This window comes from Massilia pseudoviolaceinigra (assembly GCF_030846505.1).
Classification (GTDB): Bacteria; Pseudomonadota; Gammaproteobacteria; order Burkholderiales; family Burkholderiaceae_D; genus Telluria_A; species Telluria_A violaceinigra.
Genome location: NZ_JAVCWL010000011.1, coordinates 164336 through 178832 on the forward strand (window position 1 = coordinate 164336; position 14497 = coordinate 178832).

Annotated in this window: 11 protein-coding genes; 7 read left to right on the forward strand and 4 right to left on the reverse strand. The window is 64.8% G+C overall.

Annotation, left to right across the window (positions count from 1 at the left end):
- Positions 1–119: 119 nt before the first annotated feature.
- The gene (aroC, locus tag RBA40_RS13125; RefSeq protein WP_306648298.1) at positions 120–1214 is read left to right on the forward strand and encodes a chorismate synthase; all 1095 of its coding nucleotides are present in this window, start codon (positions 120–122) and stop codon (positions 1212–1214) included.
- Positions 1207–2391, forward strand: coding sequence for an MFS transporter (locus RBA40_RS13130; protein WP_306648299.1), 1185 nt, complete (start codon positions 1207–1209; stop codon positions 2389–2391). The genes aroC and RBA40_RS13130 overlap by 8 nt, the downstream gene beginning before the upstream one ends.
- A 48-nt stretch (positions 2392–2439) precedes the next feature.
- On the opposite strand, the gene RBA40_RS13135 is transcribed toward RBA40_RS13130, so the two are convergent.
- From RBA40_RS13135 to RBA40_RS13145, 3 genes are all read right to left on the reverse strand, one after another.
- Positions 2440–3666 (reverse strand): right-handed parallel beta-helix repeat-containing protein, encoded by a 1227-nt coding sequence (locus tag RBA40_RS13135; protein ID WP_306648301.1) that lies wholly within the window; start codon positions 3664–3666, stop codon positions 2440–2442.
- Positions 3667–4534: 868 nt separating this feature from the next.
- On the reverse strand, positions 4535–6049 hold the full coding sequence (locus tag RBA40_RS13140; protein ID WP_306648302.1) for an HDOD domain-containing protein: 1515 nt from the start codon (positions 6047–6049) through the stop codon (positions 4535–4537).
- On the reverse strand, positions 6046–7770 hold the full coding sequence (locus tag RBA40_RS13145; RefSeq protein ID WP_306648304.1) for a putative bifunctional diguanylate cyclase/phosphodiesterase: 1725 nt from the start codon (positions 7768–7770) through the stop codon (positions 6046–6048). Before RBA40_RS13145 ends, RBA40_RS13140 begins: the two co-directional genes overlap by 4 nt.
- A gap of 358 nt (positions 7771–8128) precedes the next feature.
- Between RBA40_RS13145 and RBA40_RS13150 the strand changes: the two genes are divergently transcribed.
- From RBA40_RS13150 to RBA40_RS13165, 4 genes are all read left to right on the forward strand, one after another.
- A complete protein-coding gene (locus RBA40_RS13150) occupies positions 8129–9808 on the forward strand; it encodes an isovaleryl-CoA dehydrogenase (RefSeq protein WP_306648305.1) in 1680 nt (559 codons plus the stop codon).
- A 98-nt stretch (positions 9809–9906) separates the two neighbouring features.
- Positions 9907–10557 (forward strand): uracil phosphoribosyltransferase, encoded by a 651-nt coding sequence (gene upp / locus RBA40_RS13155; protein WP_054267939.1) that lies wholly within the window; start codon positions 9907–9909, stop codon positions 10555–10557.
- Positions 10558–10565: 8 nt separating this feature from the next.
- On the forward strand, positions 10566–10937 hold the full coding sequence (locus RBA40_RS13160) for an Hpt domain-containing protein (RefSeq protein WP_306648306.1): 372 nt from the start codon (positions 10566–10568) through the stop codon (positions 10935–10937).
- A 463-nt stretch (positions 10938–11400) separates the two neighbouring features.
- A complete protein-coding gene (locus RBA40_RS13165; RefSeq protein ID WP_010398811.1) occupies positions 11401–11604 on the forward strand; it encodes a cold-shock protein in 204 nt (67 codons plus the stop codon).
- A gap of 103 nt (positions 11605–11707) precedes the next feature.
- On the opposite strand, the gene RBA40_RS13170 is transcribed toward RBA40_RS13165, so the two are convergent.
- The gene (locus RBA40_RS13170) at positions 11708–12610 is read right to left on the reverse strand and encodes a LysR family transcriptional regulator (RefSeq protein ID WP_306648307.1); all 903 of its coding nucleotides are present in this window, start codon (positions 12608–12610) and stop codon (positions 11708–11710) included.
- Between the two features lie 163 nt (positions 12611–12773).
- Between RBA40_RS13170 and aceB the strand changes: the two genes are divergently transcribed.
- A complete protein-coding gene (aceB, locus tag RBA40_RS13175) occupies positions 12774–14363 on the forward strand; it encodes a malate synthase A (protein ID WP_306648308.1) in 1590 nt (529 codons plus the stop codon).
- The last annotated feature ends 134 nt before the right edge of the window (positions 14364–14497 follow it).

A 14497-nucleotide genomic window follows, 5' to 3' on the forward strand; every position in this document is an offset into this window, starting at 1 on the left:
CAAGCGAATTGACAAAATGCTCAGTCAGCTCGGCAGCGACCGGGCGGCTGTTGGCCGGTGCCGCCAGCAAAAGCGCGCGGGCTGGTAGAATTGGCTTTTCCGACACTCACTTTCTTATCATGTCCGGCAATTCTTTTGGCAAGCTGTTTACCGTTACAACGTTTGGCGAGTCGCACGGACCGGCCATCGGCTGCGTGATCGACGGCTGCCCGCCGGGCCTGGTGTTGTCCGAAGCCGACATCCAGCCCGACCTCGACCGCCGCAAGCCGGGCACCTCGCGCCACGTTACCCAACGCCAGGAAGCCGACACGGTCGAGATCCTGTCCGGCGTGTACGAAGGCAAGACCACCGGTACGCCGATCATGCTGATCATCCGCAACCAGGACCAGCGCAGCAAGGATTACGGCAATATTGTCGAGAGCTTCCGGCCCGGCCACGCCGACTACACCTATTGGCACAAGTATGGCGTGCGCGATCCGCGCGGCGGCGGGCGCTCCTCGGCGCGCCTGACGGCGCCCGTGGTGGGGGCGGCGGCCATCGCCAAGAAATGGCTGCACGAGCAGTACGGCACCGTCTTCATGGGTTGCATGAGCCAGCTGGGCGACATTGCGGTGCCGTTCGAGGCGTGGGAACACGTGCCGAACAACCCGTTCTTTGCCGCCAGCGGCGACGCCGGCCTGATCGCGCGCATGGAAACGGCCATGGATGCACTGCGGCGCGATGGCGACTCGATCGGCGCGCGCATCGATGTGGTGGCCAAAAACGTGCCGGTGGGCCTGGGCCAGCCGATCTACGACAAGCTCGACGCCGACATCGCCTACGCCATGATGGGCATTAACGCCGTCAAGGGCGTGGAAATCGGCGCCGGTTTCCGCTCGGTGGCCCAGCGCGGCTCGGAGCATGGCGATGAGCTGACCCTGGAAGGCTTTGTCGGTAACAACGCCGGCGGCGTACTTGGCGGCATTTCGACCGGCCAGGATATTACGGTGTCGATTGCGATCAAGCCGACCTCGTCGATCCGCACGCCGCGCCGTTCGATCGACAAGGCGGGCAATCCGGTGATGGTCGAGACCTTCGGCCGGCACGACCCTTGCGTGGGCATCCGCGCCACGCCGATCGCCGAGGCCATGCTGGCCCTGGTGCTGATCGACCACGCGCTGATGCACCGCGCCCAGTGCGGCGACGTGCGGGTCGATACGCCGAAAATTGCCTGACGCCGGCGCGGGGCGCGGCGCTGCGCATATCGCCCCGTCGCTCGCCCCGTTTTCCCTGTTCCTGTTTGCGTATTACGCGCAGGTCGGCGCCTTTGCCATCTACGCGACCCTGTTCTTCGCCGCGCGCGGCATGAGCGCGCCCGAGATCGGCGTGCTCATGTCGCTGATCCAGGTCATGCGCATCATCGGCCCCAACCTGTGGGGCTGGCTGGCCGACCATAGCGGCCAGCGCGTGCGCGTGCTGCGCCTGACCACCGCCGGCGCGCTGCTGGCGTTCAGCGGCATGTTCTTCGCCGCGACCTACTTCCAGTTCATCGCCGTGATGGTTGCCTTCAACCTGTTTTCGAGCGCGCAGGCGCCGCTGGCCGAAGCGCTGTTGCTGTCGGCGCTGCGCGGCGACGCCAGCAACTACGGGCGGGTGCGCATGTGGGGTTCGGTCGGCTTCATCGTGGCGGTGCTGGCCGCCGGCTGGCTGCTCGACTGGCTCGGCGTGAACGCCTTGCCGTCGATCGCGCTGTTCCTGCTGGTGTGCGTGGCGGCGTCTGGCCTGCTCATCGTGCAGGCGCCCGCATTGCCCCATGCGCAAGCGGCGCCGGGCTTGTGGAGCGTGCTGCGGCGGCGCGAAGTGATCGCGTTTTTCGTCTCGGCCGCGCTGATGGCGGGCGTGCACATGTCGCTCAATGCCTTCTATTCGCTGTACCTGGAGCAGGCTGGCTACAGCAAGCCGGTGATCGGCGCCATGTGGGCGCTGGGCGTGGTGGCCGAGGTGGCGTTTTTCTATTTCCAGGCGCCGCTGCTGCGCCGCTTCGGTGCGCAGCGCGTGATGATGTGCGCGTTCGCGGTGGCTGCCGTGCGCTTTCCGCTGATCGGCGCGGCCGGCCAGCTGCTGCTGGTCCTGGCGCTGGCGCAGCTTCTGCACGCGGCAACCTTTGCCGCGCACCTTTCAAGTTCGGTGATGGTCATGCAGCGCTGGTTCGCGGGCCCGCTGCAGGCGCGCGGCCAGGCGCTGTACATGAGTCTTGCCTACGGCATCGGCGGTACCGCCGGCGGCCTGCTGATGTCGCTGTGCTGGGACCGCATCGGGCCGCAGTCGGTGTTTTATCTGGCGGGGGCGCTGGCGGTGGGGGCCGCCGCCAGCGCCGCGCTGTCGTTCCGCTGGCAGCGCGCGTACGCGTAAGACCGGGGCGCCGTCTGCTACTGCCAGGCAGCGCCGTCCCGACACGCCTTATCTTTCGACGGCGCCCAGGTCAATCGCCGTACCGACCACAGGACGTGGAATCGCGCCCGGCTTGAGCTGCCACTGCACCGGATGCGCCAGCGCATTGCGGTGCGGTGGCTGGCCTGCGTTGACCACCACGCTGCCAGTCAGTGGAATCGAACTCGCCACATCGACCGGCGACGCGCTGCCGGAGATCATGTTGCCTTGGCCATTGAGCTGGCCAGGCACGGCGCCGTCGCGCCAGCCCGTCGTCGCCCAGTTCTTGCCGAGGTTGACGATGCCGCCCGCGGTCCAGCCGGGACCCACGCCCGAATTCGAACGCATCTTGAAGGCCGTGACGCTTGGCGCTGCCACAAACACGTTGTTCCATACTTCGGCCGTCTCTTCGGTGGTCGACAACTGGAACATCGACACATTCGCGCCCGTCATGTGCACGGTGTTATTGAAGAAGTACAAGGTGCCTTTGCGGAAAATCGGCTCGCCCCAGGTATTGCCCGCAGCGCTGTAGAAGTGGTCGCCGCCGTAGTGGATGAAGCTGCCGTGGTCGCCGTTTTTGACGATCACGTTGCCGTAGACGAAGGTCGAGCGGTAAGCCGGATCGCGCGTCGCGGTGACGGGGAAGTCTTCCGCTTCAACCAGGTCGATGGCACGCGCGCCCGTTTCGATGCGGTTGTAGCGCACCACGGTGCCGGTCGAGCGATCCTTGATCGAGTTGCCTCGTGCGCCGGCACGCACCGGACCATAGTGGTTGAACTCGAACACGATGCCCGCGCTGGCGGTGTAGCTGGTATGCAGGCGGTCGCTGCCGACGATACCGTTGTTCCACATGTGGTTGCCGGCGATGCGGATCTGCTTGCTGACCGCAAAGTCTCCCTCGTCGGTCGACTTGGTATACAAGGCTTGCTGGCAGTCGCTGATGTCGTTGTCGGCGATCGTGATGTGCTGGCCGCGTTCGACCCGGATGCAGCTGCCCAATTCCGGATAGGTTTTTTGCGCGCCGGCCGAGTTGTAGTAGCTATAGTTCGGGTGCGAGCGGCGCACGGCCAGGCCATCGATCTGGATGTGGCTCGGGAACGCGGTGTAGGCGTCGGTTGCCTTCTGCTTGATCAGGATGATGGCGCGTCCCTCGTGGATTTCGCGCGACGAGGTGCCGCCGTAGCTGGCTGCCAGCGCGCCGCGGGTGCGGGCGTTTTGGCCGTCGATGACGGGACGTTCGCCGTTCGGGCCGCGCACGCCGCAGATGCGCAGGGGGCCTGGGCCGTGCCTTTGGCCGACACCATGAATTTGCCGGCGTAGGGTGCGGCGCGGTAAAAGATGCGCACGGTGTCGCCGGCGGCGAGCGATTCCCACGGCACCATCTCGAGCGAGCCGTACTGCTTGCCGTCGCCGACCTGCAAGTCGCGCCCGGGGCCGGTGTGTTCGCACGGTGCCAGGCCCAGTGCGGACGGCGGCGTCGGCGTCGGGGTCGGCGTCGGCGTTGGGGTAGGCGTCGGCGTCACCGGACCGGCCAGCAGCAGCGGCGTGGAACCGGACAGGCCCGTATCCATGGTCGCGGTAATGATCACCGGGTTGCTCGGTGGCATGGTCAACGGGGCGATGTAGCGGCCATTTTGCGAATTGATGTAACCGTAGGTCGCGTTACCGCCAGGGATGCCGTTGACCGACATTTTCATGGAACGGCCAACGCCGTCCAGTTTGCCGGTCGCCCAGACCGAGGAGCCGAGGGGGTAGGGCGCCACGCCGCCGCTGAGGCTGACCGTGACGGTGGCCGAAAAGGCCGGCGCCGCCACCATCATCAGCCCGACCTGGGCCAAGCGCGGGAATGTTAAATTATTCATGAATTCTTTCTGCTTATGTAATTGAAATGACATGCATGGAATCAGCCAGCTTGTGCCGGAAACCAGCGGTACCCGAGCTGCTCGCGGTGGGCGACGGCGGGACGCACCAGCCAGGCCAGCGAGGGTGCCATGATGCATATAAGTCAATTACAAACAGATTACCGGTTGTAATTATTTTAACTTTTTGTTGCGCGCGGACGGCGCTGCGGCGGCGCCGGGCGGCGCGCGCGAGGTGAGGCGGGCCGGTGTCCCGGCCCGTGCGGTCAGCGCGGCTTGGCTGCCGCGGCGGCCGTTTCCACCTGCTGGCGGCGCACCACGGTCTTGACGATCAGCGCGCGCAGGTCGTTGAGCAATGCGAATTCGGTCTGGCTCAGGTGGATGGCCGGGAAGCTGTCGTCCCAGTCGCCGTAGATGAAGCCGACCGGCTGGCCGTTCGACGACAGCGGCAGGATCACGAAACTGCGCCCGCCCGACAGCGAATCCTTCCACCACTGCGGCAGCTTGGCCGCGAACTTGGTGTCGTGCGCGTTTTCGACAAAAATCACGCGGTCGCTGCCGAGCGAGGCATGGAACACGTTGGCGCTGTAGGCATCGTCAAAACTGAGGCCGCCGATCAGGTCCTTGACGCCGTCGCCCAGTCCCATCTTGGCGACGTACTTGTTCTCGCGGCGGTTGCGCAGGAAGGCCACGGCGCGCGAAAAGGTCAGGCCCTGGTACACCGTCTCGAGCGCCATCGACATCATCTGGCCCGGGTTGGCCGTGGCGACGACGTCGCGCATGTCGGAGACACCCGACAGGAGCACCTTGTTGCCCTCGGCGCGCATGCGGCGCGTGGCGATGTCGGCTTCGCGCTTCTCGGCCGGCTTGGCCAGCGGCGCGATCGACAGGTCGGCCGCCGCCGTCTCCTTGGCTTTTTCGATGGCGCTCATGAGATGGTCCGGCGCGACCCCCAGCATCGACGAGAAACTGCTGGCCAGCGCGCGCACGTTGGCGGCCCCCGCTTCGTCGTCGTTCCACAGGGAGCTGGCGCATTGCGAGGACATGGTCGATACCGCGGCCAGCCAGTCTTCGTGGGTGAACGCGTCGCCGCGCTCGGCCGGCTCGACCCGGCGCATGCCGTTGATCAGATTTTTCGGCAAGCCCCAGTGTTCGGCGGCGGCGCGCCCGATGTCTTCCATCGTCAGGCCGAGCACCGGCGGCGCGGCGGCGTCTTCGCCACCGGTGCCGCCGACCGCCTGCAGCGCGGTCCAGCGTTCGGGCATGTAGAAGGTGATCATCATGCGCCCGAGCGTGTGCAGCATCGAGCACACCACCGCTTCTTCGGAGTCGCGCGCGGCGGCGCTGGCGGCGACCTGCTGCGCCACCATCCCGGCCAGCACCGCTTTTTCCATCTCCACGTGGGCGATGGCCGAATCGGGCGAGGCGCGCGTCAGTTCCTCGATCAGCTTCAGGCCCAGCGCCAGGTGGCCGATCGCTTCGGTGCCGAGCACCAGCACCGCCTTGGTGACGGTGTTGATGCGCTGGCCGAAGGCCGAATACATGCCGCTGTTGGCCAGGCGCAGAACCTTCTGGGTCAGGACCGGGTCCGACAGCACCGTTTGCGTCATGCTGAACTGATGCTCGTCCTCGCCGCGCATGGCGCCGAGAATGGAACTGATGGCCTTGGCGAAGCCGGGCATGTCGCCGCGCCGGCGCACCCGTTCCCACAACTGGTTCAGAGTGGCGTCGGCGCTGGCCGGGCCGGGCGGAGCGGTATGGAGCAGTGCGCCGGCAATCATCGTATCCCCGCCTGCGGTTCGAGCGGCATCAGGGACGCGTACAGGTCTTCCCTGAGGGCGGCCATGGCCGCGTGGGCCGGCATCGGTTTGCCGGTCAGGTAGCCCTGGATGTACTGGCAGCCGCGCTGGTCGAGGTAATCGAGCTGCGCTTCGGTTTCCACGCCTTCGGCCACCACCGACAGGCCCAGGTGCTTGGCCAGGTCGAGCACCGCGTTGCAGATCGCGCCATCCTTGGGGGCGTCGGGCAAGTCCTTGACGAAGGCGCGGTCGATTTTCAGCACCGAGATCGGGAAGCGCTTCAGGTACGCCAGCGAGGAATAGCCGGTGCCGAAATCGTCGATGGCGATGCGCGCCTGTCGCTCGGCCATCTTGACGAGGATGGATTCTGCGTGCACGGGGTCGATCATCAGGGTTCCTTCGGTGATTTCGAGGACCAGCTGGCTGCCGCTCATGCCGGAAAAGGCGAGCGCATGGTCCAGGACCTCGAGGAATTTATCGTTGCGAAACTGGCGCGGGCTGATGTTGACCGAGATGTACAGCGATCGCTTGGCCACTTCCTCGAACTGCCTGAGCTGCACGCAGGCTGCCTTCAGGGCCCAGGCACCGAGCAGATTGATCAGGCCATTGGTCTCGGCGATGGGGATGAAGCGCACCGGCGGCACCATGCCCAGGGTCGGGTGCTTCCAGCGCATCAATGTCTCGAAGCCCTGGATGCGGCGCGTGGGGGCGTCGACGATCGGCTGATAGTAGAGCAGGAATTCGCCTTCGCGCACGGCCTGGAACATGGCTGCTTCGAGCGAAATGTCGTGTTCCGGCGGGCCGCTTGTGCGCGGGCTGTAGACCAGGCAGCGCGCCTTGCCGGTTTCCTTGGCGCGCGACATGGCGGCGTCGGCCAGCGCGACCAGCTGCACTTCATCTTCGGCGTGCTCGGGAAACAGCGCCAGTCCGATCGAGGCGCCGATGTAGATGATGTGCTTGTCGACCTCGAACGGCGCCTGCAGGGTGGCCAGCAGGCGCCCGCTGACCAGCTTGATCTGGGCTTCGGTGCAGGTGCCCGGCAGGACCACGACAAACTCGTCGCCGCCGATGCGCGCCAGCGTGTCGCTGTCGCGCAGGGTCTTGCGCAGGCGCGCCGCGGCGATGCGCAGCACGGCGTCGCCGACCGGGTGGCCCAGGCCATCGTTGACCTTCTTGAAGCCATCGAGGCCAATGGTGGCGACCGAAAAATTCTGGCCCGAGCGGCGCGCGTGGGCGATCACCATGCGGATCCGGTCCGACAGCAGCAGGCGGTTGGGCAATTCGGTCAGGGCGTCGTGGGTGGCCAGGTGGCGCAGGCGTTCCTCGGTGTCGCGCTGGGCCGAGATATCGCGCCCGACCACCAGCAGGGCGGCGTCGCCGGCGCGTTGCAGGCGGCCCAGGCGCAGCTCGAACCAGACATCCTTGCTGCCGGTGTGCAGGCGCACGTCGAGCCGGGTGGGCTGGGCGGCGGCGCCGGCATCGAGCAGTGCGGCGCGCAGCGCGGCCCGGTCGACTTCGGGCGCCAGCGCCACCAGCGTGGCGTCGGCGCCCTGGAGCGCGAACAGGGACCGGGTGCGCTCGCTGGCCGAGACGATCCGGCCCGCCGCGTCGAGCCGAAACACGATGTCGCCCGCCGCTTCCATGAACTGGTCAAGCTCGGCGGCCGTATCGCCGTGGAGAACTGATGGGGCACTGGAGCGCATTGTGAAATCGTTACCTTCGTAGTGTGGCTTGCCGCGGGAGGCCGGGTGCCCGGTCGGCCTGGTCTGGTTTAGCAAATCGCTATGCAATGTGGCACGGAAAGATTCTAGGATGCATCAAAAATCGCCGGTGCGGTGCGTCATTTAATGTTGCTTGAGCGAACGCAAATGCCAGTGTGCCAGACGGGCGGGAAAGCAACTCTTGCCCTGTTTTCGCCTTTGGGCTAGGCTGTAGCGCGACACGCCGCCGTTTTTCCGGCCCGGATTGCTATTGTCGCTCACCCAGAGCTTTTCGGGGGTGTGCGCACTTGGATTATGCTGCTTTTGCGCAATATTTTCGGGGCCCGCACCCGTCCAGACCATGAATCCCTACGATACCCACGAAATTTTCAATCAGGCAAGCGCATTCGAAAATATCAACCTGTACGGCTGCGATCCGGCGCTGCAGGAAGCGGTCGCGCGCGAAGGGGCGGGGTGGGCTGGCGATGGTCTGCACGCGCTGGGGGCACAGCTGGGGCGGGCCGAAGTGCTCGACCTGGCGCGCCAGGCCAATGTGAATAAACCCGTGCTGCATAATGTTGACCGCAGCGGGCGCAGGATCGATGAAGTCGAGTTCCATCCGTCCTGGCACCAGTTGATGGCGCTGATGATCGGGACCGGCGTGCACGCCACGCCCTGGGAGGCGGCGCGGCCGGGCGCGCAGGTGGCGCGCGCGGCCCAGTACATGCTGTTCGGGCAGGTCGAAAACGGCGCCCAGTGCCCGGTCACGATGACCTACGCCTCGGTACCGGCGCTGCGTCAGGCCGGCGCCATCGGCGCCAAATGGCTGCCCAAGATCCTGTCGCGCCAGTACGATCCGCGCTCGCTGCCGATCGAGCAAAAGAGCGGCGCCCTGATCGGCATGGGCATGACCGAAAAGCAGGGCGGCACCGACGTGCGCGCCAACACCACCCGCGCCGCCATGCTCGATGCGGGCGAGGCGCGTGCGCGTTTCGGGGAGGAAGGCGCGGACGCCTGGCGCATCGTCGGCCACAAATGGTTCTTTTCGGCGCCGCAGTCGGACGCCCACCTGATCCTGGCCCAGACCGACGAGGCGGGCAGCGCCGGCCTGACCTGTTTCTTTGTCCCGCGCTACCTGCCCGACGGCAGCCGCAATGCAATCCGCGTGCAGCGCCTCAAGGACAAGCTGGGTAACCGCTCGAACGCCTCGTCCGAAGTCGAATTCTGCGACGCCGTGGGCTGGCCGGTGGGGAAGGTGGGACGCGGCATTGCGACGATTCTGGAGATGGGCGGGCATACCCGGCTCGATTGCGTGATCGGCAGCGCCGGCATCATGCGCGCGGCCCTCACGCACGCCCTGCATCACGCGCGCGGACGTGCCGCCTTCGGACGCCCGCTGGCCGGGCAGCCGCTGATGCAGAACGTGCTGGCCGACCTGGCGCTCGAATCGGAGGCCGCAACCGCGTTCGCGCTGCGCCTGGCGCGCTGTTTCGACAACGCCGCCGATCCGGCCGAAGCGCTGCTGGGGCGCATCCTGACCCCGGCCGGCAAATACTGGCTGTGCAAGCGCGGCCCGGCATTCGGCGCCGAGGCGATGGAAGTCATGGGCGGCAACGGCTACGTGGAAGACGGTCCGCTGGCGCGCCTGTACCGCGAATTTCCCGTCAATTCGATCTGGGAAGGCTCCGGCAACGTGATGTGCCTGGACCTGCTGCGCGCCTTCGGCAAGACGCCGGCGGCGCGCGCGGCGCTGGCGGGGGAACTGGCGCTGGCCGGCAGCGGCAACGCGGCATTGAACGCTTGCACCGAACGCCTGCTGGCCGACCTCGATGGCGCCCAGGGCGACGAATTCGGTGCGCGCCGGCTGGCAGAACGCATCGTGATCGCGGTGCAGGCCGCGCTGCTGCTGCGCCACGCGCCGGTTTTTGTGAGCGAGGCATTTATCGCCTCGCGCGTGGCGGTCGATGTGGGCGGGGCTTTCGGACGCCTGCCGCAAGGCGTCGATTGCGCGGCGATCCTTGCGCGCGCACTGCCGGTCTGACACCTGACCCGAGAATATTCCCGCGAAATGCGGACAAGCGCTCGGTTTGCGGGATAATACGGGTACAAGCCACAACAACGATAACTGAATCGAACTCCATGAAACAAGATCCACGCTTTCCCAACCTGTTCATCCTCAACCACCCGCTGATCCAGCACAAGCTCAGTCACATGCGCGAACGCGACACGTCCACGCGCACGTTCCGCGAGCTGCTCAAGGAAATCACGCTGCTGATGGGTTACGAAATCACGCGCGATCTGCCACTGACCACGCGCCAGATCGAAACCCCGCTGGTGACCATCGACGCCCCCGTCATCGCCGGTAAAAAACTGGCGATCGTGCCGATCCTGCGCGCCGGTATCGGCATGAGCGACGGTTTGCTGGAACTGGTGCCGTCGGCGCGCGTGGGTCACGTCGGCGTGTTCCGCGACCCGGAAACGCATAAACCGGTCGAGTACCTGGTGCGCCTGCCCGACACCACCGACCGCATCTTCATCCTGTGCGACCCGATGGTCGCCACCGGCAATTCGGCGGTGCATGCGATCGACGTGCTGAAAAAGCGCGGCGTGACCGACGAACAGATCATCTTCCTGGCCCTGGTGGCCGCGCCGGAAGGGGTGCAGGTGGTGCAGGACGCGCATCCGAACGTGAAGCTGTATGTGGCCTCGCTCGATTCGCACTTGAACGAGCATGCCTACATCGTGCCGGGCCTGGGCGACGCGGGCGACCGCATTTTCGGTACCAAGTAAGCCGCGCGATGGCCACGCTGATCGACCAGGAGTTCTTCGCACGCCTGCACGCGCTCAACGAGAAGTTCGCTGCCAGCGTGCCGGCCACGCTGGCGCGCCTGGAGGAGCTGCGCGCCAGGTTCGATCCGGCCGCCGCCGATGCGGCCCTGGTCAAGGAGCTGCATCAGTGCCTGCATACCATCGCCGGCTCGGCGGCCACGTTCGGGTTCCGCGCGTTCGGCGGCCAGGCGCGCCAGCTGGAGCAGCGCCTGCGCGTGCTGATGGCCTTCGAGCTGATCGCACCCAAGGACTGGAACGACTGGCTGCACGCGCTCGACGAATACATCGCGTGGGCGCGCCTTGACCCCAAGGCGGCTGTCTATCCGGGCCAGCCTGAGTAAAAGCGAACGCCGGTAAGGTGCCACGCGGCCGCTGTCGGCCTGCGATGCCACCATAGGGGCGGCCGGCAGCGCCTCACGACGACACCGGCCGGATCGCTACCGTTTGTCGACATTCCCCTGAAACCGCAAGAAAACGACAACGCACGTACTTTTTTGCCAATTGTGCGCGCATGCAAGGTCAAGTGGGCGTATCGTTTGATCTAACGCAAACTTCGGCAGTGTCGATGTTCTATATTCGTCGTACTGCCGCTGCAAATCCGGTGCTGTAAAAGTTGATATTCTGAATTTTTACGGCTTCCGGGAAGTTTATTTTGCAGGGGACGTGTTTTTTGTGTTTTATTCGGTATAATGCGGGATCGTTGTGATTCGAGGTAGTTGTGCAGTCTGTCTGTCATTTCTTTCTTGCTTCGTCAAACGATCTAAAACGGGCGTAAGCCCAACTTAACTGAAATAGGAAATTGTAATGGCAACTGGCATCGTAAAATGGTTCAATGATTCGAAGGGTTTTGGCTTTATCACTCCTGATGAAGGCGGCGAAGATCTGTTCGCTCACTTCTCGGCGATTCAGTCGAACGGCTTCAAATCTTTGCAAGAGAACCAACGCGTCTCTTTCGAAGTAACCGCTGGCCCTAAAGGCAAGCAAGCTTCGAACATTCAGCCAATCTAATCGCTGAGTCAACGACAAAAAATCCTCGGTTTCCGGGGATTTTTTTTGTCTAGCTTTTCGTCGGCCCGCCTCGTGCGGGCCGATGGCGTTCTGGAGCGGCCATCTAGGCGCGCCAGTAATCGGGCTGCGCGTAGGTGCGGCGCAGGAAGTCCACGAAGGCGCGGATGCGCAAGGGCAGGTGGCGGCGCTGCCCGAACACCGCGTAAATGTCGTTGCCCGGCGCCGCAAAGCGGTCCAGCACCGTGCACAGGGTGCCCGCTTCGATCTCCGTTCCCACTTCCCACATCGAGCGCCACGCCAGGCCTTTGCCCGCCAGCGCCCAGTCGTGCAGCACTTCGCCGTCGTTGCAGACCATGTTCCCCGCCACTTTCAGGGTCACCAGCTTGCCGTTGTCGCGGAAGGTCCAGCCACGCTGGCTGCCTTCGCTGCTGATCGCCAGGCAGTTGTGGCGCGCCAGGTCGGCCAGCGTTTCCGGTATGCCGTGGCGTTTCAGGTAGGCGGGGGAGGCTACCAGCACGCGCTGATTGTCGGCCAGCTTGACGCCGATCAGGCTCGAATCGGACAGGCTGGCGATGCGGATCGCCACATCCACCCCTTCGCCGACCACATCGACCACCCGGTCGTTCAGATTGAGGTTGACCGTGACATCCTGGTGCTCGGCCAGGAACGAGGGCAGCAGGGGCGCGACGTGCTGGCGCCCGAAGCCGGCCGGCGCCGACACCAGCAGGTGGCCGCTGGCGCGCGCGCTGCGTTCGGCGACGGCCGATTCGGCTTCTTCGAGTTCGCCCAGGATGCGCTGGCAGTCTTCCAGGAAGGCCGCCCCTTCGTCAGTGAGCGCCAGTTTGCGCGTGGTGCGCTGCAGGAGCTTGACGCCCAGGCGCGCTTCGAGCGCATCGAGGCGGCGCCCGATCATGGCCGGTGCGATGCCCTCGGCGCGCGCCGCCGCCGACAGGCTGCCGCGCGCGACTACTTCGACGAAGGTGGAAATCTGACGGAACTGCCCCACGTGCTACTCCCTTTTATCTGTGACAAAAACGCACAGATGAATGTATTTTTTGTCTCGTTTAGCTACCAGTTAGTGAATATACTGGATGGCAGATGAAACGCCAACGGTCGCCTATACTGGCCGAAGACGATTTTTTGCATTCTTTACTTCTACAGGAGCACGCATGAGTATCAATATCCCCGCCGGCATGGAAATTACCGCCGAGATCAAGCCTGGCTATGACCAGATCCTGACCCCGGAAGCGCTGGCCCTGGTGGCGCGCCTGACGCGCGCCTTCGAGCCGCGTCGCCAGGAACTGCTGGCTGCGCGCGTGGCGCGCGCCACGCGGCTCGACGCCGGCGAGCGTCCCGACTTTTTGCCTGAAACCGCGCAGATTCGTGCCGGCGACTGGAAAATCGCGCCGATTCCGCCGGCACTCGAATGCCGCCGCGTCGAAATCACCGGTCCGGTCGAGCGCAAGATGGTCATCAACGCCTTCAATTCGGGCGCCGACAGCTACATGACCGACTTCGAAGACTCGAACACGCCGAACTGGGACAACCAGATCACGGGCCAGATCAATATGCGCGACGCCGTGCGCCGCACGATTTCGCTCGAACAGAATGGCAAGGTGTACAAGCTCAATGACAAGATCGCGACCCTGGTCGTGCGTCCGCGCGGCTGGCACCTCGATGAAAAGCACGTGCTGGTCGACGGCAAGCGCGTCTCCGGCGGTATTTTCGACTTCGCGCTGTTCATGATCCACAACGCCAAAGAGCAGCTGGCGCGCGGCGCCGGTCCGTATTTCTACCTGCCGAAGATGGAATCGCACCTCGAAGCGCGCCTGTGGAACGATATTTTCGTCATGACGCAGCAGGAACTGGGCCTGCCGCAGGGGACCATCAAGGCGACCGTGCTGATCGAAACGATCCTGGCCGCCTTCGAGATGGATGAAATCCTGTACGAGCTGCGTGAACACAGCGCCGGCCTGAATGCGGGCCGCTGGGATTACATCTTCTCGTGCATCAAAAAATTCAAGCTCGATAAGGACTTCTGCCTGGCCGACCGTCCGAAAGTGACGATGACGTCGCCGTTCATGCGCGCGTACGCCTTGCTGCTGCTGAAAACCTGCCACAAGCGTGGCGCCCCGGCGATCGGCGGCATGGCGGCGCTGATCCCGATCAAGAACGATCCGGAGAAGAACGAGATCGCCATGGGCGGCGTGCGCAACGACAAGGCGCGCGATGCGACCGACGGCTACGACGGCGGCTGGGTTGCGCATCCGGGCCTGGTGGAACTGGCGATGGGCGAATTCAAGAAGGTCCTGGGCGAGAAGCCGAACCAGATCGACAAGCAGCGTCCCGATATCGAGGTGACAGCGGCCGAACTGCTGGACTTCAAGCCGGAAGCGCCGATCACGGAAGCGGGCCTGCGCTATAACATCAACGTGGGTATTCATTACCTGGGCAGCTGGCTGGCCGGGAATGGCTGCGTGCCGATTCATAACCTGATGGAAGACGCCGCGACGGCGGAAATCAGCCGCTCGCAGGTGTGGCAGTGGATTCGTTCGACCAAGGGTGTGCTCGATGATGGCCGCAAGGTCACCGCCGACATGGTGCGCGCGATGATTCCGGAGGAGCTGGCCAAGGTGAAGGACGTCGCGCCGAATGGCGACAACCCGACCTATGTGCGCGCGGCGGTGATTTTTGAAGAGATGTCGACGTCGGAATCGTTTGCGGAGTTTTTGACGTTGCCGCTGTACGAAGAGATCTAAGAGCCGTCGTTCCTGGCATTGCCAGAAACGACTTCCCGCGTAGGCGGGAATCCAAGTTTTCTTTGCTGAGCGAGGGTGCCTTGGATTCCCGCCGAGTGCCGCCTTGGCGCGGGAAAGACGGTTTTGAGTGTAGC

Coding starts and splice junctions, on each gene's coding strand:
- RBA40_RS13160 (WP_306648306.1), top strand. CDS start 10,566: ATGGCCACGCTGATCGACCAGGAGTTCTTCGCACGCCTGCACGCGCTC.
- RBA40_RS13145 (WP_306648304.1), bottom strand. CDS start 7,770: ATGCGCTCCAGTGCCCCATCAGTTCTCCACGGCGATACGGCCGCCGAG.
- RBA40_RS13150 (WP_306648305.1), top strand. CDS start 8,129: ATGAATCCCTACGATACCCACGAAATTTTCAATCAGGCAAGCGCATTC.
- RBA40_RS13140 (WP_306648302.1), bottom strand. CDS start 6,049: ATGATTGCCGGCGCACTGCTCCATACCGCTCCGCCCGGCCCGGCCAGC.
- aceB (WP_306648308.1), top strand. CDS start 12,774: ATGAGTATCAATATCCCCGCCGGCATGGAAATTACCGCCGAGATCAAG.
- RBA40_RS13165 (WP_010398811.1), top strand. CDS start 11,401: ATGGCAACTGGCATCGTAAAATGGTTCAATGATTCGAAGGGTTTTGGC.
- upp (WP_054267939.1), top strand. CDS start 9,907: ATGAAACAAGATCCACGCTTTCCCAACCTGTTCATCCTCAACCACCCG.
- aroC (WP_306648298.1), top strand. CDS start 120: ATGTCCGGCAATTCTTTTGGCAAGCTGTTTACCGTTACAACGTTTGGC.